This is a genomic window from Siminovitchia sediminis (assembly GCF_042680885.1).
Lineage (GTDB): Bacteria > Bacillota > Bacilli > Bacillales > Bacillaceae_C > Siminovitchia > Siminovitchia sediminis.
In genome coordinates, this window is sequence record NZ_JBHUEO010000032.1 from 1 (window position 1) to 15,499 (window position 15,499).

The 15,499-nt window shown below is 42.3% G+C and carries 13 protein-coding genes, 1 pseudogene and 1 riboswitch; all 14 genes and pseudogenes read right to left on the reverse strand.

Annotated elements, in window-relative coordinates; translation table 11 throughout:
• Positions 1-401: 401 nt before the first annotated feature.
• The 14 genes and pseudogenes from ACFSCZ_RS11665 to ACFSCZ_RS11730 all read right to left on the reverse strand — a co-directional run bounded on the left by ACFSCZ_RS11665 (position 402) and on the right by ACFSCZ_RS11730 (position 15,373).
• Positions 402-1,736: an NCS2 family permease gene (locus ACFSCZ_RS11665; RefSeq protein WP_380774108.1), complete on the reverse strand. Its 1,335-nt coding sequence runs from the start codon at positions 1,734-1,736 to the stop codon at positions 402-404.
• A 147-nt stretch (positions 1,737-1,883) separates the two neighbouring features.
• Positions 1,884-1,985: riboswitch (purine riboswitch) on the reverse strand.
• A 41-nt stretch (positions 1,986-2,026) separates the two neighbouring features.
• Positions 2,027-3,583: a glutamine-hydrolyzing GMP synthase gene (guaA, locus tag ACFSCZ_RS11670; protein WP_380774109.1), complete on the reverse strand. Its 1,557-nt coding sequence runs from the start codon at positions 3,581-3,583 to the stop codon at positions 2,027-2,029.
• Between the two features lie 95 nt (positions 3,584-3,678).
• Positions 3,679-5,874, reverse strand: a complete 2,196-nt coding sequence (locus ACFSCZ_RS11675) for a transglutaminase domain-containing protein (RefSeq protein WP_380774110.1) — start codon at positions 5,872-5,874, stop codon at positions 3,679-3,681.
• On the reverse strand, positions 5,871-7,076 hold the full coding sequence (locus tag ACFSCZ_RS11680) for a DUF58 domain-containing protein (RefSeq protein WP_380774111.1): 1,206 nt from the start codon (positions 7,074-7,076) through the stop codon (positions 5,871-5,873). Before ACFSCZ_RS11680 ends, ACFSCZ_RS11675 begins: the two co-directional genes overlap by 4 nt.
• Position 7,077: 1 nt before the next feature.
• The gene (locus tag ACFSCZ_RS11685) at positions 7,078-8,034 is read right to left on the reverse strand and encodes an AAA family ATPase (protein ID WP_380774112.1); all 957 of its coding nucleotides are present in this window, start codon (positions 8,032-8,034) and stop codon (positions 7,078-7,080) included.
• Between the two features lie 113 nt (positions 8,035-8,147).
• Entirely contained in the window at positions 8,148-8,972 is an 825-nt protein-coding gene (nadE, locus tag ACFSCZ_RS11690) for an ammonia-dependent NAD(+) synthetase (RefSeq protein ID WP_380774113.1), read from the reverse strand.
• 16 nt (positions 8,973-8,988) lie between these two features.
• Positions 8,989-10,464, reverse strand: coding sequence for a nicotinate phosphoribosyltransferase (locus ACFSCZ_RS11695; protein ID WP_380774114.1), 1,476 nt, complete (start codon positions 10,462-10,464; stop codon positions 8,989-8,991).
• 14 nt (positions 10,465-10,478) lie between these two features.
• A complete protein-coding gene (locus tag ACFSCZ_RS11700; protein WP_380774115.1) occupies positions 10,479-11,030 on the reverse strand; it encodes a cysteine hydrolase family protein in 552 nt (183 codons plus the stop codon).
• Between the two features lie 24 nt (positions 11,031-11,054).
• Positions 11,055-11,725 (reverse strand): annotated as a pseudogene (locus tag ACFSCZ_RS11705) (DNA alkylation repair protein).
• 14 nt (positions 11,726-11,739) lie between these two features.
• Positions 11,740-12,054 carry a DMT family transporter gene (locus tag ACFSCZ_RS11710; protein WP_380774116.1) on the reverse strand — a complete coding sequence of 105 codons (315 nt, stop codon included), beginning with the start codon at positions 12,052-12,054 and terminating at the stop codon, positions 11,740-11,742.
• Position 12,055: 1 nt separating this feature from the next.
• Positions 12,056-12,406: a DMT family transporter gene (locus tag ACFSCZ_RS11715; protein ID WP_380774117.1), complete on the reverse strand. Its 351-nt coding sequence runs from the start codon at positions 12,404-12,406 to the stop codon at positions 12,056-12,058.
• Between the two features lie 192 nt (positions 12,407-12,598).
• On the reverse strand, positions 12,599-12,805 hold the full coding sequence (locus ACFSCZ_RS11720) for an ATP-binding protein (RefSeq protein ID WP_380774118.1): 207 nt from the start codon (positions 12,803-12,805) through the stop codon (positions 12,599-12,601).
• Positions 12,802-13,695 carry a histidine kinase dimerization/phospho-acceptor domain-containing protein gene (locus ACFSCZ_RS11725; RefSeq protein WP_380774119.1) on the reverse strand — a complete coding sequence of 298 codons (894 nt, stop codon included), beginning with the start codon at positions 13,693-13,695 and terminating at the stop codon, positions 12,802-12,804. The genes ACFSCZ_RS11720 and ACFSCZ_RS11725 overlap by 4 nt, the downstream gene beginning before the upstream one ends.
• A gap of 505 nt (positions 13,696-14,200) precedes the next feature.
• Positions 14,201-15,373 carry a M20 metallopeptidase family protein gene (locus ACFSCZ_RS11730; RefSeq protein ID WP_380774120.1) on the reverse strand — a complete coding sequence of 391 codons (1,173 nt, stop codon included), beginning with the start codon at positions 15,371-15,373 and terminating at the stop codon, positions 14,201-14,203.
• Between the last annotated feature and the right edge of the window lie 126 nt (positions 15,374-15,499).

Here is a 15,499-nt window from a genome sequence, read left to right on the forward strand (position 1 = left end):
CAGCGTTCGTCCTGAGCCAGGATCAAACTCTCATAAAAGATGTTTGTTAGCTCATTTTAAAGCTGACTAAAAATCATAAATTATTGACGTTTCGTTTCGTTCAGTTTTCAAAGATCAAACTTACTTACTGCCCTTTCGGACAGGATTATTATTATATCGCATCTAATTTAGTTTGTCAACAAGTTTTTTTGGTTTGTCTTTCAACCTCGTTTGAAGCGACTTTATTAATATAACACCTCCAGCAAAACAAGTCAACACTTTTCCCAAAAAAGTTTAACTGGGTTACTTCATCTGCTCAAAAGTGTATTTACATACTATCATGCTCTGCAACCACCGGTCAACAGCCAAATATATACATAAAACAAAAAAAGGATCTGAGATAACAGACCCTCTTCCTATGATTAAAAGATAAAGATGAAATATAATACAAATACTATAAAGAAGAAATACATGATCGGATGAATTTCTTTTGCTCTTCCTTTAACGATCATGGTAATTGGGTAGAAAATAAAGCCTATTCCAATCCCAGTAGCAATCGAATAGGTCAATGGCATTGATATGATGGTAAGGAAAGCCGGAACAGCAATCTCAAATTTCTTCCAATCAATCCCTCCTATTCCTGAAACCATCAAAACACCGACAATAATTAAAGCCGGGGCAGTAACTGATGCGGTAATCACACCGAGCACCGGATAAAAGAATAATGAAAGTAAAAATAGCAGTGCAGTAACAATACTTGCAAAACCAGTCCTCGCTCCTGCAGCAACCCCTGCTGAGGATTCTACATAAGCAGTTGTTGTAGAGGTTCCAAGAATAGCCCCGACAACAGTAGCTGAAGAATCCGCCAAAAGCGCTTTTCCTGCATTCGGGAGCTTATCTCCTTTCATTAAGCCTGCCTGCTGTGCCACTGCAACAAGGGTTCCCGCAGTATCAAAAAAGTCGACAAACAAGAAAGTAAGAATAACTATAAGGAGCTGCAGCGTAAACAAATCACCCGGTGAATTGAAAATAGGCTCCAAAGCTGCTCCAAAAGTTGGAGATATACTTGGAATAGCCCCAATGACTCCATCTGGTTTTGGAACAACTCCCGCAAGCATTCCGATCAAACCTGTAATTAGAATACCAAAGAATATCCCCCCATTAATGCCACGGGTCATCAAGATAACCGTAATGAAAATCCCCAAGATCGCAAGCAGCACGTTTCCATCTGTCAAGTCGCCTAATCCAACCAAAACTGCATCATCATTGACAATAATACCTGCATTTTGAAATCCGACGAAAGTAATGAATAAACCGATCCCGGAACCTACAGCAATCTTTAATTCGGATGGAATCGCGTTAATCAGCATTTCACGGATACCTGTCAATGACAGGATGACAAAGATGATTCCGGAAAACAAAACTCCGGTCAGAGCCGTTTGCCAAGGAATCCCCATTGTCAAGATAACAGTATAGGCAAAAAATGCATTGAGCCCCATACCGGGTGCCAGAGCTATTGGATATTTAGCGATTAATCCCATCAGCAGAGTGCCCACCGCAGCGGCAAGAGCTGTTGCCACAAATACAGAACCATGATCCATTCTCAAAGCTTCCGGTAAATCTTCCACAGTATCCAGTGCCAGCGTGATCGGGTTTAATATAAGGATATAAGCCATGGATAAAAACGTTGTGATTCCGCCGATCGTTTCCCTGCGGTAATTGGTACCCAGTTCAGCAAACTTAAAGTAATTCTTCACCTTTTTCCCCCCAACTTTTTCATTTAGTGTCTTCAAGCAGCCTGGAACCATACGCAACATTGCATTTTTGCAATGTCAAAAACGCCTTAAGCAGCAGCTTAAGGCGTAAACTTCGAGATTATTATACAGGGAATAGAAAATGAATATTACATCCTGTTTTCATCTCGTAGTCAAGCTATTTACGGCAGCCTGGTAGAAACTTGCGGGCCATATCCCCGCAATTATACGATATAAAACGACATATTTCTCACGAGTCCACTTTACCAGCAACTATACAGTCCGTCAATACTTTATTCCCATTCAATGGTGGATGGCGGCTTAGTCGTAATATCATAGACGACTCGGTTGACATGGTCCACTTCATGGACAATCCTGGTAGAAATCTTCTCTAACACCTCATACGGAATTCTTGCCCAATCCGAAGTCATACCATCTGTTGAATGCACAGCACGAATTCCTACTGTGTAATCATAGGTCCTGGATTCGCTTCTCACCCCTACACTTCTAATACCTGGCAAGACAGTAAAGTATTGCCAAATATCTTTGTCGAGGCCGGCATTCTTGATCTCTTCACGCAAGATATAATCGGATTCACGGACGATTTCCAACTTTTCTTCCGTTACCTCTCCGAGAACCCTTACACCCAGACCCGGTCCCGGGAACGGCTGGCGCCATACAATTTCATCCGGGATCCCCAGCTCGGTACCAACCTGGCGCACCTCGTCTTTAAACAATGCTTTTAATGGTTCAATTAATGTAAAGTTCATATCCTCCGGCAGCCCGCCGACATTGTGGTGAGATTTAATCGTTTGGGATGTTGCCGTTCCGCTCTCGATGATGTCCGGATAAATGGTTCCCTGTGCAAGGAACTCAATTCCTTCCAGCTTGGAAGCTTCATCATCAAATACATATATAAACTCATTTCCTATAATTTTCCGTTTCTGTTCCGGATCCGTTACACCTTTTAGCTTGGTTAGAAATCTTTCCTGAGCATCTACTTTGATAACGTTCATATGAAACTTCCCTGTGAAAGTTTCCATGACACTCTCGGCTTCTCCTTTGCGAAGAAGACCATGATCCACAAAAATACAAGTGAGCTGATCGCCGATCGCTTTGTGGACCAGCACAGCAACAACAGATGAATCTACACCGCCGCTGAGCGCGCATAGAACTTTTTTGCTGCCAACAGTATCCTGGATTTTTTTTATTTCCGTATCTATGAATTGCTGCATGGTCCAATCTTCCGTGCAGTGGCAAAGCCCAAATAGGAAATTACCTAACAGTTCACTGCCTTGCTCCGTTTGGACGGCTTCCGGGTGAAATTGAATGCCATATATCTTATTGTCTGTATTGCTGATGGCAGCAATTGGAACAGAACCGCTTTCCGCATCTACAACAAAACCTGCCGGCATTTCTTCAATGACATCCCCATAGCTCATCAATACGTCCATCTTTGCAGGCAATCCTTTAAAAAGCTCAGGCCCGCCATCTTTTATTTGCAGAGTAGATGGTTCGTATCTTCTCTCTCCATTTCTTGAGATGTGCCCTCCAAATTGTGCTGCAATGATCTGCATTCCGTAACAGATTCCCAGGATCGGGATACCCATTGAAAAGATGTTTTTATCTATGGTCAAAGCATCTTCCGAATGGATGTGTCCAGGGCCTCCGGAAAGAATGATCCCTTTCGGATTTAATTTCTTCATTTCTTCGGCTGTAATGGTATGCGGGTGAATTTCGCTGTATACTCCAAGCTCCCGTATCCGTCTCGCAATCTGCTGGTTATAGTGACTGCCGAAATCAAGAACAACAATAATATCTTGATTAAATGATTCATTTTCTACTAGCATTCCCGGACCCTCCATCAAATATTTGAAACTCGGCAATAATCTCGAACATGCCGGTCGATAATACTTATTCATCTTATCCATTTTTTTTCACACGGTCAATTTATTGTCTTCTTTATTAAATTTTCCCATAACTCCTTGCTATATTCCCAATTTGTATGGGTTTCTTCCCCGCCATAGATCAGTTTTTCATACCTTTCGGTCAGTTGGCTCATATCTGTTGTCCCGAAATGATCATCAACCACTGAAGCATAATTTCTCAGCGTTTGTCCAGGCCCTTTCTTTAATCCAAAGCTGTCCAGCCGCTTCAATAGCGTTTCATAGGCTTCGGCAAAAGTTGTATCATTCTTATTAATTTTGTATTTCCATATTAACAGACGAGGGATCCACCGATTTCTGCTGATGAATAACCCCGACGCTCCAGCAATAATGGAGAAGAGCACAAGAGCAATGGTCCTCCAATATTTCATGAAAAACTCTGCAAATCCTGACTCTCGCAATGTGAATTCATTTCCGGAGGATGAATTTTCATCGATTTCTGCTGCCTGTTCTTCCTGTTCCGTTTCTTCTGATTCCGGAACAGATTCATCTGAAGAAGATGAGGATGTTGAATTTGAATGCTCATCGTTCACAACCTCAATAGGATTGTTAAAACCTTTGGTTGGTTCGAAGGGGACCCAGCCTTGTTCCGGAAAAAAAACTTCTACCCATGAATGGGCCTCATTGTTTGTTATTTCGTAAAGCCGATTGTCAGCATCTGACATCCCTTTATAATTCCCAGGGGCATATCCCTTAACCCATCTTGCAGGAATATCGAGGGTTCGAAGCATGACGACCATGGATGTGGAAAAATTATCGCAGTATCCCCTTTGGGTATCAAACAGAAACTGATCCACATAGTCCTCATCATTTGCGGGAACAGCCACATTTGTTTGATCATACGAAAATTCGCCCGTTTGAAAGTACGCTTCTATCGCACGAGCCTTATCATACCAGTTGTCATGTTCAGCAGTCAGTTTTTCCGCTAGTGTATGAACCCGCCGGGGGAGCGTTTCAGGCAACTGGGTATACTGTTCCTGAAAATCCGTATAGTCCGCCCCACCCGGAAGATTCTGCGTTTGGCGCAAGGCTTTTTTACTAAAAACAGCCTCCCGGTAAGTGATGGTGTAGCTTTTTAATCGCTCTTCATGATGTTGTTCTGTAAAAGTGTGGAGCTTATCCAGCCTGGAATCATAACGGACAAATCCGTTCCCCTCTGTTTGTTTTTCCACGGACAGGAACCCATACGGCCTGACAATATGAGGGTAGGATATTTCAAAATCCAGCGTCGCTTCTTGAATAGGGTTGTTGCTGGAAGAAACAGTATCCAACCGCCGTACTTCTCCATATTGAATATCTGCAATGGGGGCGCTCGCCTGACTTGAAGCAACCCAGCCTTTTCCTGTGTATACATCTTTCGTTTCAATTTTCCAATATTGACTTGTCGGCGTCCTTGCAATAAAAACAACTCGGTCATCATGAATGAAAGGTCCGCCTAATTGAGTGTCATCCATGCCATATCCAATTTTCGAAACGCCGCCATTCCTAATACTCTCAGCTTTAGATTCCAGGAATGGAACAGGATCCGGCCAGATAGGAGCAGCTTTTGGAGACAGGTATCCAATTCCGACCCCTGTACACACCACCAAAAACAACGGGATGATCCAGCGGCCCAACAGCGAAAACTGATCCTCCATTTGTTCCTTTTCATATAATCTCTTAAAAAACAACACGCCCAGCAAGGTAAAACCGATAATTACAATCCGGACAATCGCATGGCGGCCACTATATTCTGTAAAGGTATCCAGCAAGGTAACATACAGGATCGTCATGACATAAAAAACAAAAACTTTTCTTTTTATGGTCAGCCAATAACGCAGTAAATAGGTAATTTGCCACAGCAACAGGAAAAACAGAAAACTTCTGTATAACGGTGAAAGATCAAGCCATACCGACTTAAAGACCATCACCGTGTTTATTCTGATTTCATCGACAAGTTGAGAGGTCCAGGCTCCCAGTCCCATTTCACCGGAAAAGATGGCAAAAAGAGCGCAGAAAATAAAGGCAGCTTTCAACGGCCATGAAATAAACCAGGGAGCCTGAAGAAAGTTTAATAGTAACGAAAGCAAAACAAAAACCACAAAATAGTGAATTTCACTTGTTTGGGTAATTTGTTCGAGAGGAAGAAGCCACTCCAAAATCAGCATAAAACCTAAAACATATAATAAAAATGACAACAGTTGACTTTGTTTCATGCCTGCTTCACCCCTGAAAACCCCCTTGAGGAGCAATTTGTATCATCAACGATAAACAGCTGGATTCCTTTTTGACTTGCTGAAGCCGCCAATACGGTTTCTTCAGAAGTCATTGTGTCTTGCCCTTTGATAAGACAAATCATGACAGAACCCTTTCTGTTCAGAAGTTTGCCTGCCCTTTCTATTAATAGTTTGGACAATTGGGCTGTCATGATCGTAAATGAGGCATAATCACCTGCCAAAGCAGAATCCTTCAATACTAACCCGGGCTTAGATTGGTCCGTTTTGACCTTTGCCAGCTGATAGAATATGGCATGTTCTTGACCGGCCCCTTTACGTGGAGGGATCAGAATTCTTCTTTTTCCGGGTAAAAGTAATCCGGTTTCTATACCGTGTCGAATCGCGGCCCTTGAATAAGAGGCAGCAAAAGCCACAAGTTCTTCAAAGTGACAGGAAGGCTGCATATCCAATATCACCATTAAGTTGTTGGATCTCCGTGCCTCGAACTCTTTTGTCATCATTTCACTGGACCTTGCAGATGCCTTCCAATCAATCCGGGAAAATCGGTCTCCAGGTTCATATTCCCGAATACCGGCTATAAGCGTTGTGTTGTTCTCTGTCCGGGACCCGGGCAACACGGCCCCCTGCTCTGACTTTCCGCTGAGTGATCGGAGAACCACCGGATGATAGGAAGGATATACAAGAATCGTCTGCTGAAGGGGGATTTTTTTCTCCTTTTCTATGAATCCCAACACGTCTCCTGTTTTAACTCTTACAAATTGAAAGTCGTGTTCCCCCCGCACAGCGCTGTTGATCTTGTAATTCATTTCGATTCTTTTTCTGAACCAAGGAAATAACATCCGCTTTCCTTCTGTATGTTCTAATAGGTTGGGGCTGTCATCTTCAATGAGTAAGAAAAAAAGAGGAAATGGTAATTTCCTTGTCAGGATTAAAGTAATGTCGATTGAATCTCCGGCATTATACGTCTGTGAGTCAATGACCCGTTCAATTTGGAAGGCCATTGGGTAAAAAGAGAGCAGAATGGAATACAAGGCAATAGGCAAGAAGCTATAGAATAAAAACCAGCTGACAAATCCGCCTTGAAACATGGCATAAGAAAAAGTGCAGGCAAGCAAGAGCAGCAGCACAATAAAAGAGACTACCGGCTTTACCTTTTTTAACCTGTCCCTGAAATCCGTCATTTTACTTCACAGCCTTCTTTACTGGCACATGAACAGTGGAGAGCAAATCTTCCATCACATCTTGCGGGGAGACCCCTTCATATTTTGCTTCAGTTTTTAAAATAAGCCGATGGGAAAAAACATAGGGTGCCATATACTGGATATCATCCGGGACAACATAATCCCGTCCTGACAAAAAAGCCAAAGCCTGGGATGCTCTTAATAGAGCGATTGAAGCACGGGGGCTGACTCCAAGGTGAACCTGCGGGTGCACCCTTGTAGATCCTGCCAGTTCAACAATGTATTGCTTCATCATTTCCTCAATATACACATCTTTTGCCTGCCGTTGCAGATTCCGTAAGTCTTCAAGTGAAATGACTGGCTCCAGTTGGTCAATCCGGGAACCTTTCAGGCTGCGCGTTAATAACTCCAACTCTTCTGATGCACTGGGGTAACCCATTTCCAGCTTTAACAAAAAACGGTCAAGCTGTGCTTCCGGCAGGGGATATGTTCCTTCATATTCAACCGGGTTTTGGGTAGCCATTACAAAAAAAGGCTTTTTCATGTCCAGCGTCACTCCGTCAATTGTCGCACTATGTTCTTCCATTGCTTCCAATAGAGCTGACTGAGTTTTAGGGGAAGTCCGGTTAATTTCGTCCGCCAAAATGATATGTCCCATAATAGGGCCGGGACGGAAGGAGAATTCCATTTCCTTCGGATTATAAATGGAAACGCCGATAACGTCGGAAGGCAAAAGATCGGGGGTAAATTGAATTCGTTTAAATTCTGCATTCACAGACCTGGATAGAGCCTTGACCAACATTGTTTTCCCTACGCCGGGGACATCTTCCAATAGCACGTGTCCTTCTGCGAGCAAAGCCACGAGGCAAAGCCGCGTTACATCATTCTTACCGATCATCACCTTTTCAACATTCTGTAAAATTTTTTTTATTTGCTGATGAGTCATCCCGTCTGTCATACCGTTCACCTGCCGCTCATATTTTCAAAACGCCTGCAGAACTTTCAAAATCGTTGTGTAATTAAAATTGACCAAGAGAAAGTGAACAGGAATTACCCCGTTCACTCCTAGAATCATTTCCAAAAATCATCAAACACATTGACTGGCAAATGGCGTTTGTGCATTGATTTTCGGTACAACGCCTCGATTGTGTTCTTCGCTTCATCGGAGACTTCTTTTCCTTCCAGATAATCGTCAATTTCCTCATAAGAAACACCCAGTGCCACCTCATCCGGAAGCATCGGCCGGTCGTCTTCCAAATCAGCTGTCGGTATTTTCGTATATAAGTGTTCAGGACAGCCGAGCTCCTTCAGTAGCAGCCTGCCCTGCCTTTTATTCAGCCTGAAAATCGGAACGATATCTGACGCACCGTCACCATATTTAGTGAAAAATCCGGTAATGGCTTCAGCTGCATGGTCTGTTCCCAGTACAACACAGCCATTCGTGGCAGCTATACTGTATTGGGCCTTCATCCGCTCCCTGGCTTTCTCATTTCCTTTTGTAAAGTCGGAAATCTCAATTCCTGCTTTTTCAAGAGACGCGATGCTTGCATCCACTGCCGGCTTAATATTTACCTCATATGTGACAGACGGCTGGATAAACTGTAAGGCGTCATCCACATCTTCTGCATCACTTTGTACGCCATAAGGAAGCTTGACAGCGATAAAACGGTATTTCTTTGTACCGCGGTCCTCATTTAATTCATCAACGGCCATCTGTGCAAGCTTACCTGCCAATGTGGAATCCTGCCCGCCGGAAATGCCCAGCACATACCCGTTAAAAAATTCATGGGCCAGCATATACTTTTTTAAAAAGTCAACGCTGATCCGGATTTCTTCCTTCGGAACAATCGACGGTTTGACTTTCAACTCATCAATAATTTGTTTCTGCAGGTTCATGATGGAAATACCTCCTTTAAAAGCCAGGTTTCTCTCTCAGCGCGTCTGTTTTTTTCTTTACTTCTTCAATATTTCTCATCTTATTATCCCAGCATTTCTGGCTTAAATCGACCGGATATTCTTCGGGATTTAAGATCCGGCGATATTCGTCCCACAATATGTCCAGGTTTTTCTGAGCATAAGCCTTAATTTCATCAAGTTCAGGAATCTCATAAACCAGTTTTCCATCCACAAATATATCTTGAAGCAAATTTTTCGCCTCAAAGTTTGTAACGTATTTGCTGATAAATGTATGGACTGGATGAAACATCTTCAGCTTTTCTTCCGATTGCGGGTCTTCATCCCATAGCGTAATGTAATCTCCCTCTGATTTATGATTTAACCGATTAATGATTCTGTAAACCTTTTTCCTGCCGGGTGTTGTAACTTTCTCTGCGTTTCCGGATATCTTAATGGTATCCTGCCATTGGCCATGTTCATCCTCAATGGCGACAATTTTATAGACAGCACCCAGAGCGGGCTGATCATATGCCGTAATGAGTTTGGTTCCCACACCCCACGAATCAATCTTGGCTCCCTGTGCTTTTAAATGAAAAATTGTGTATTCATCCAGATCACTTGATGCTACAATTTTGGCATTCGGAAAACCTGCTTCATCCAGCATTTTCCTTGCCTCTTTTGATAAAAAGGCCATATCCCCGCTATCGATACGAATCCCTATGAAGTTAATCTGATCTCCCATTTCTTTAGCCACTTGAATAGCAGCCGGTACGCCTGATCGAAGAGTATCGTACGTATCCACAAGAAAAACACAATCGCGATGGCTTTCAGCATATTTTCTAAACGCAGTATAATCATCCCGGTAAGCTTGGACAAAAGAATGCGCATGGGTTCCCGAAACCGGCATTCCAAACAACTTTCCTGCCCTTACGTTGCTCGTTGCATCAAAACCCCCGATATAGGCGGCACGAGTTCCCCATAAAGCTGCATCCATTTCCTGTGCCCTTCTGGTTCCGAATTCAAGCGCTGCCCCCTCTCCTACAACTTCTCTGATCCGAGATGCTTTAGTAGCAATTAATGTTTGGTAATTCACAATATTTAGCAGCGCAGTTTCAACGAGCTGTGCTTCTGCAAGAGGAGCTTCAATTTGCATAATGGGCTCATTGTTAAAAACAATTTCACCTTCGTGCATCGCACGAACCGTTCCGGAAAAACGCAGGTTGGCCAGGTAATCAATAAACCCGTCATCATATTCCATCTCTTTCAAATACCTGATATCACTTTCTGTAAAGCGAAGCTCGTTTAAATAATGGATCGCACGTTCCAGGCCAGCAAAAATAGCATAGCCGTTTTTAAATGGCAGCTTGCGGAAATACAGATCAAAAACCGCTTTACGGTTATGGATTCCATCTTCCCAGTATGTTTTGGCCATATTAATTTGGTACAGATCCGTATGCAGCATCAAGCTGTCATCAGGATGATAATATTTCATGTCTGTTCCACTCCTTACTCCACGACGCGGGCACCCAATGTATTCGTAAAATGTGTCAGGGCCCAATTATGGCCCGCCTGGTTAAAGCTGGCTACTGCATCTTTATGAATAACAATTTGAAATCCCTTATTATATGCATCAACGGCAGTATGCAATACACAAATATCCGTACAAACCCCGCAGATGTGCACTTCCTCAATATTCCGTTCACGCAGTTTAATTTCCAAATCTGTTCCAGCGAATGCACTGTATCTTGTTTTATCCATATAATGTACGTTTTCGGCTTCTTTATGTTCATCATACAGCTGTTTCAAATCACCGTAGAAGTCTCTCCCGGGGGATCCCTCTATATTGTGAGGGGGGAACAGCTTTGTTTCCGGATGAAGCCTGTCACCTTCCACATGTTTATCCACCGCAAAAACCACATAATCGCCCGATTCTAAAAATTCCTTGGTCAAACGGACAACGGCCTTTTCAATATCTTGACCGGGTTTTCCGCAAGTCAGCTTTCCATCTTCTGCTACAAAGTCATATGTATAATCCACATTCAACAGTGCTCTTTTCATCTTGATCAAAACCCCCCATACTCTTTATGATAAAGAGATCTTTTGTATATGTTTTAAACCTTCTCTTTTTGCCAATTTTGACAGATCCTGACTTTCGATATATCGCCGGACATTCGAATATTCTCTAAGTGCCCATCCAATCGCTTTCTGAATAAAAAATTCATCTATGTGTTTTATCCTGTCAATGATTAAAAATAACCGCGCTTCATCCGTTTTGTCCTTGTATTTCAACTGGAAAAGAAGCATCGTCCGCTCGAGCCACATATTTCCGGAAGTCAACCATCTTTCCCCGCGGTTATCAGCACATTCCGGATATTTATAATAGATCTTTCCTGCTGCATGTGAGGCAAGAGCGTCTACAGTATCCCACCACGATTTAGTGACAATGAGGTATTCAATCAAGTCCAGGTGGCCTGTACAAAGATTATCCTTCTTTTTTACGAGAAAGTCGACCGCTATGTACTGGTATTCCCTTTCGGGGAGTTTCCATAAAGCCAATACATAAGGCTGGAAATCTTCTAGTTTACAGAGCCGTTGATAAACTGGCTCGACAACTTTCTTTGTTCCGGCGCTTGAATGCCCAGAAAAGAGAATTGGTGAACCATGTACTTTTTCATAGCAGCAGCCTTTTCCTTATGACGATAGTGATCCAGGTCGTGTTGAAAGGCTGCAATAAACAGCTGTGTGTCCATCATCCCTTTCCTCTTCCTTACTCCAGGACTTTCAAACCTGCAGCTCCCGCAATGATGCACGATAGAAATAACATTCGTTTCCACCCTGCAGACTCTTTAAAAAACAAAATACCCACCAATACGGCACCGGCTGCACCAAGACCAGTCCATATGGCATAGGCTGTCCCCAGCTGAATGTCCCTCATTGCCAGAGACAGAAAATAAAAGCCAAACCCAAAACTAAGAGTCATCATGAAAAGCCAGAAGTACGATTTTTTTTGATTATACAGGTTAATCATCATGACACCAAAAATTTCTCCTAAACTGGCAATAACCAAGAAAAACCAAGCCAATTTATTCTCCCCCTACAGCTGACTTTGCTTTTTCTTCCGGTTGGCTGTCCGTCGTAATTTTGATCCCTGCAACACCAATAATAATGAGAGCGATAAACACCACTTTAAAAACGGACAAGTCAGCCCCAAAAAATAAAAAGTCCACCAATACAATCGCTGCTGCACCGGACCCCGTAAAAACTGCATACACCGTACCCGATGGGATTTTTTCACAGGCTTTGATAATAAAAAAGAAACTAAAAATAATGGCTGTAATGGTACCGATCCACTGGGGCACTGAATTCGAATATTTCAGCCCGATAACCCAGAAGACTTCTACAATTGCTGCTAAAAGTACATATATCCAGGCCATGGTCTTCACCTCACATCGATGCTTATGAACTTATTCTATCACAGAAGAACAAGATGTGGCGGCTGCAAAAACAGGGAAGAAACTGGATAAAAAAGATGGTGGGCGATAGTTGACGCGGAAAAGAAGAACTGGTAAAATGAGGAAGTTTTCAAAAAATTGATTGAGCAACAAAAAACATGCCCAATCAATTTATTAATCATGATGGTTTGTCTCCGCGAAACCGGTTGATTTGGCTAATCGTATTTCTACGGTTGTCCCTTTTCCAAGCTCACTTTCAAACTGGATGGTACCGTGATGATTTTTAATAATCTGCCGGCTGATCATAATGCCGAGACCGGTTCCATTTTCTTTATTTGAATAAATGGGTATCCCCAGCCATAACATTTTTTCGGGAGTCATGCCTTTTCCGTCATCTTTGATCTTGACAGACAGAAACCTATCTTCGGATTCTTCAATAGAATAAAAATACTTCCATTTTTATACACGGCTTGAACAGCATTCTTTATTAAATGGAAGAAAGCCAACTTTAATTGTGCAGGCGACCCATGTACCATGGGAAGTTCCGTTTCGCAATTCACAAAAATATGGACATTTTTTTCTAACATTTCCGGATTGATTGTTTGGATAGTATATAATGCGTCACTTACTATATCTCGAACATCTGTATAATGAAAATCAAATTTGGGGTCAGGATCTGTAAGCACAATAAATTCATTGATGATCGAGTCAATTTTTTCAGTCTCCTGCAGAATCATTTCATAATAGGGATTCGATTGCTCCTGACTACTTAAAAGCTGAAGAAAGCCTTTTATCGTTGTCAGAGGGTTTCTAATTTCGTGGGCGAATGCAGCAGCAATTTGGGAAATAAAGTCCATCTGGCTAGATCGGGAGCCCTTTTTCCCCCTAGTTTTCCAATATGTGATATCGGTAGTAAAACTCAATTTTCTGGTTATATTTCCATTTTGATCCCTAACAGGAATGAAGATTGTCCTGAACCATCTTTCCTGATCCCCTTTTATTCTGTACTCCCATTCTGATGATTCAGGGGAATAAGCCATTTGAATCAGCTTGTCTGCATCTTCCGGATAGACTTTACTTCGAACCGCAGAAATGTCGTTGAATACATCCTCCACATCAAGGTCCTCCCAAAGATCATGGAAGGATGAACTGAGATAAAGAATTTTTTTATTCTTAATATCAAACAGACAAACTATTTCATTGGTTTGGTCAAACATGTCCAGATCCATACCTGAATCTGAATAAATATGGCACTTTTGTTCTTTTTCCACGAATTTTCAATTCCCCCTTATGATTACCAACACTTATACATATATTAACAAAAAGAAAAGTAGAAATTAACAAAAAATCCTTCACTAATAGGTAAAAAGAAGGAACTATTTTAAAAAAGACAAATTTTAATAAAAGTACTCCTCATAGTTACTCTTTTATCCGCCTTAATTAAGGAAAAGACGCAATACAACAGTTGCGCCTTTTTCCTATTTGATTTAACGCTGATTGGTATGATTTGGATGAATCCTGTTCTTCCGAAAACAGTTGCAGCCATTGAATTATTATATCCCTGCAGCTAACCACCTGACGGCTTTAGAGAACACTCCAGTGGCCGTTAACCTGCCAATGGTCCTTCGAGAGAACTTTGCCCTAAATAAGCATCCTTGGTCTCCTTCCGAACACCGTCTTTTAAGACCGGCTGCCTATTATTGCTTTATGATTTAATTCAACTCGGCAGCGAGCTGCGCCCACTTTTGTTCCTGCACCCCACATCCATTCCAATCCTTAACGATCGAACACATATTGAATTAAAATTTTAGATCCAATTGGAATGACTTCCTCATTAAACTGAAATTTCGGGTGGTGCAAATCAAAGTTTTCTCCTTTTTCATCACGCACACCCAATCTAAAATAGCAGCTTGGCACCTTTTCTGCAAAAAAACCGAAATCATCAGATCCCATGGAGACACTGTCCAATTCCAGTACATTTTTCTTGCCAATCATGGCCCAGGCGGCTTTATTTATTTTCTCTGTGGTATCCGGGTCATTGATGACGGCCGGCAATCCTTCCCTATAATCTACTGCAGCTTCTCCACCAAAGTCTTTTGCAATATTTTTTACGAAGACAGGGAATTCTTTCCTCAATTTTTCCCTCGTCTCGGATGAAATGGACCTTATCGTCCCCTCTAAAATAACCTGGTCGGCAATAACGTTTTTTGCCTTTCCGCCATGCATTTTTCCGACATGTATAACTAAGGGATCAACAGGATCTTTCCATTCCGTTGTGTAGTACTCTATCGCATCTACGATCTTTGAACCAATGGTAATGGTATCAATGCCTTCATGCGGCCTTGCAGCATGTCCACTTTTTCCCTTTACTTCAATTTTAAAATCATCTGATGCAGCGGTCACTGCTCCGGTCTTAGTGCCGATAGTTCCTTCGGGTATCTTTGGCCACAGATGCAACGCAACCATATTGTTTATTTCCGGCTGGGATAATACGCCAGCTTTGATCATTTTTTCGGCTGCTCCCAGTGCTTCTTCACCGGGCTGAAAAATACACCGCACCATCCCTTTTAGCTGAGATTTATATTTCCATATATGATAAACGGCCCCAAGCAGAATAGTTGTATGGCCATCATGTCCACACGCATGCATGACACCTTTATTCCTTGAGGCAAAATCGAGTCCGCTCTCCTCTCTGATTGGCAAAGCATCAATATCTGCACGAAGAGCAATGTTCGGTCCGTCGCCCGCTTCTCCCGTTATATCAACGACAACTCCAGTTTCACACACAACTTTAAAAGGAATACCCCATTGATTCAGCCAATCCTGAATATACAGGCTGGTTTGGTGCTCTTTAAATGATAATTCCGGATATTGATGGAGGTGTTTCCGAATTGAAAACAACTTCTCCGTTACACTGTCATCCCATTTCCAGAAAGTCTTGGTTTCCATAGTGCCACTCCCTCCATTTTGCTGTTCCGTTCTTTTCCTTTTCCACAAACGAATAAAAAAAAACGCACCTGAAACAGGTGCGAAAAATGAAGGTAGAGGTTTTTAACAATGAGTAAACAAGTCAAT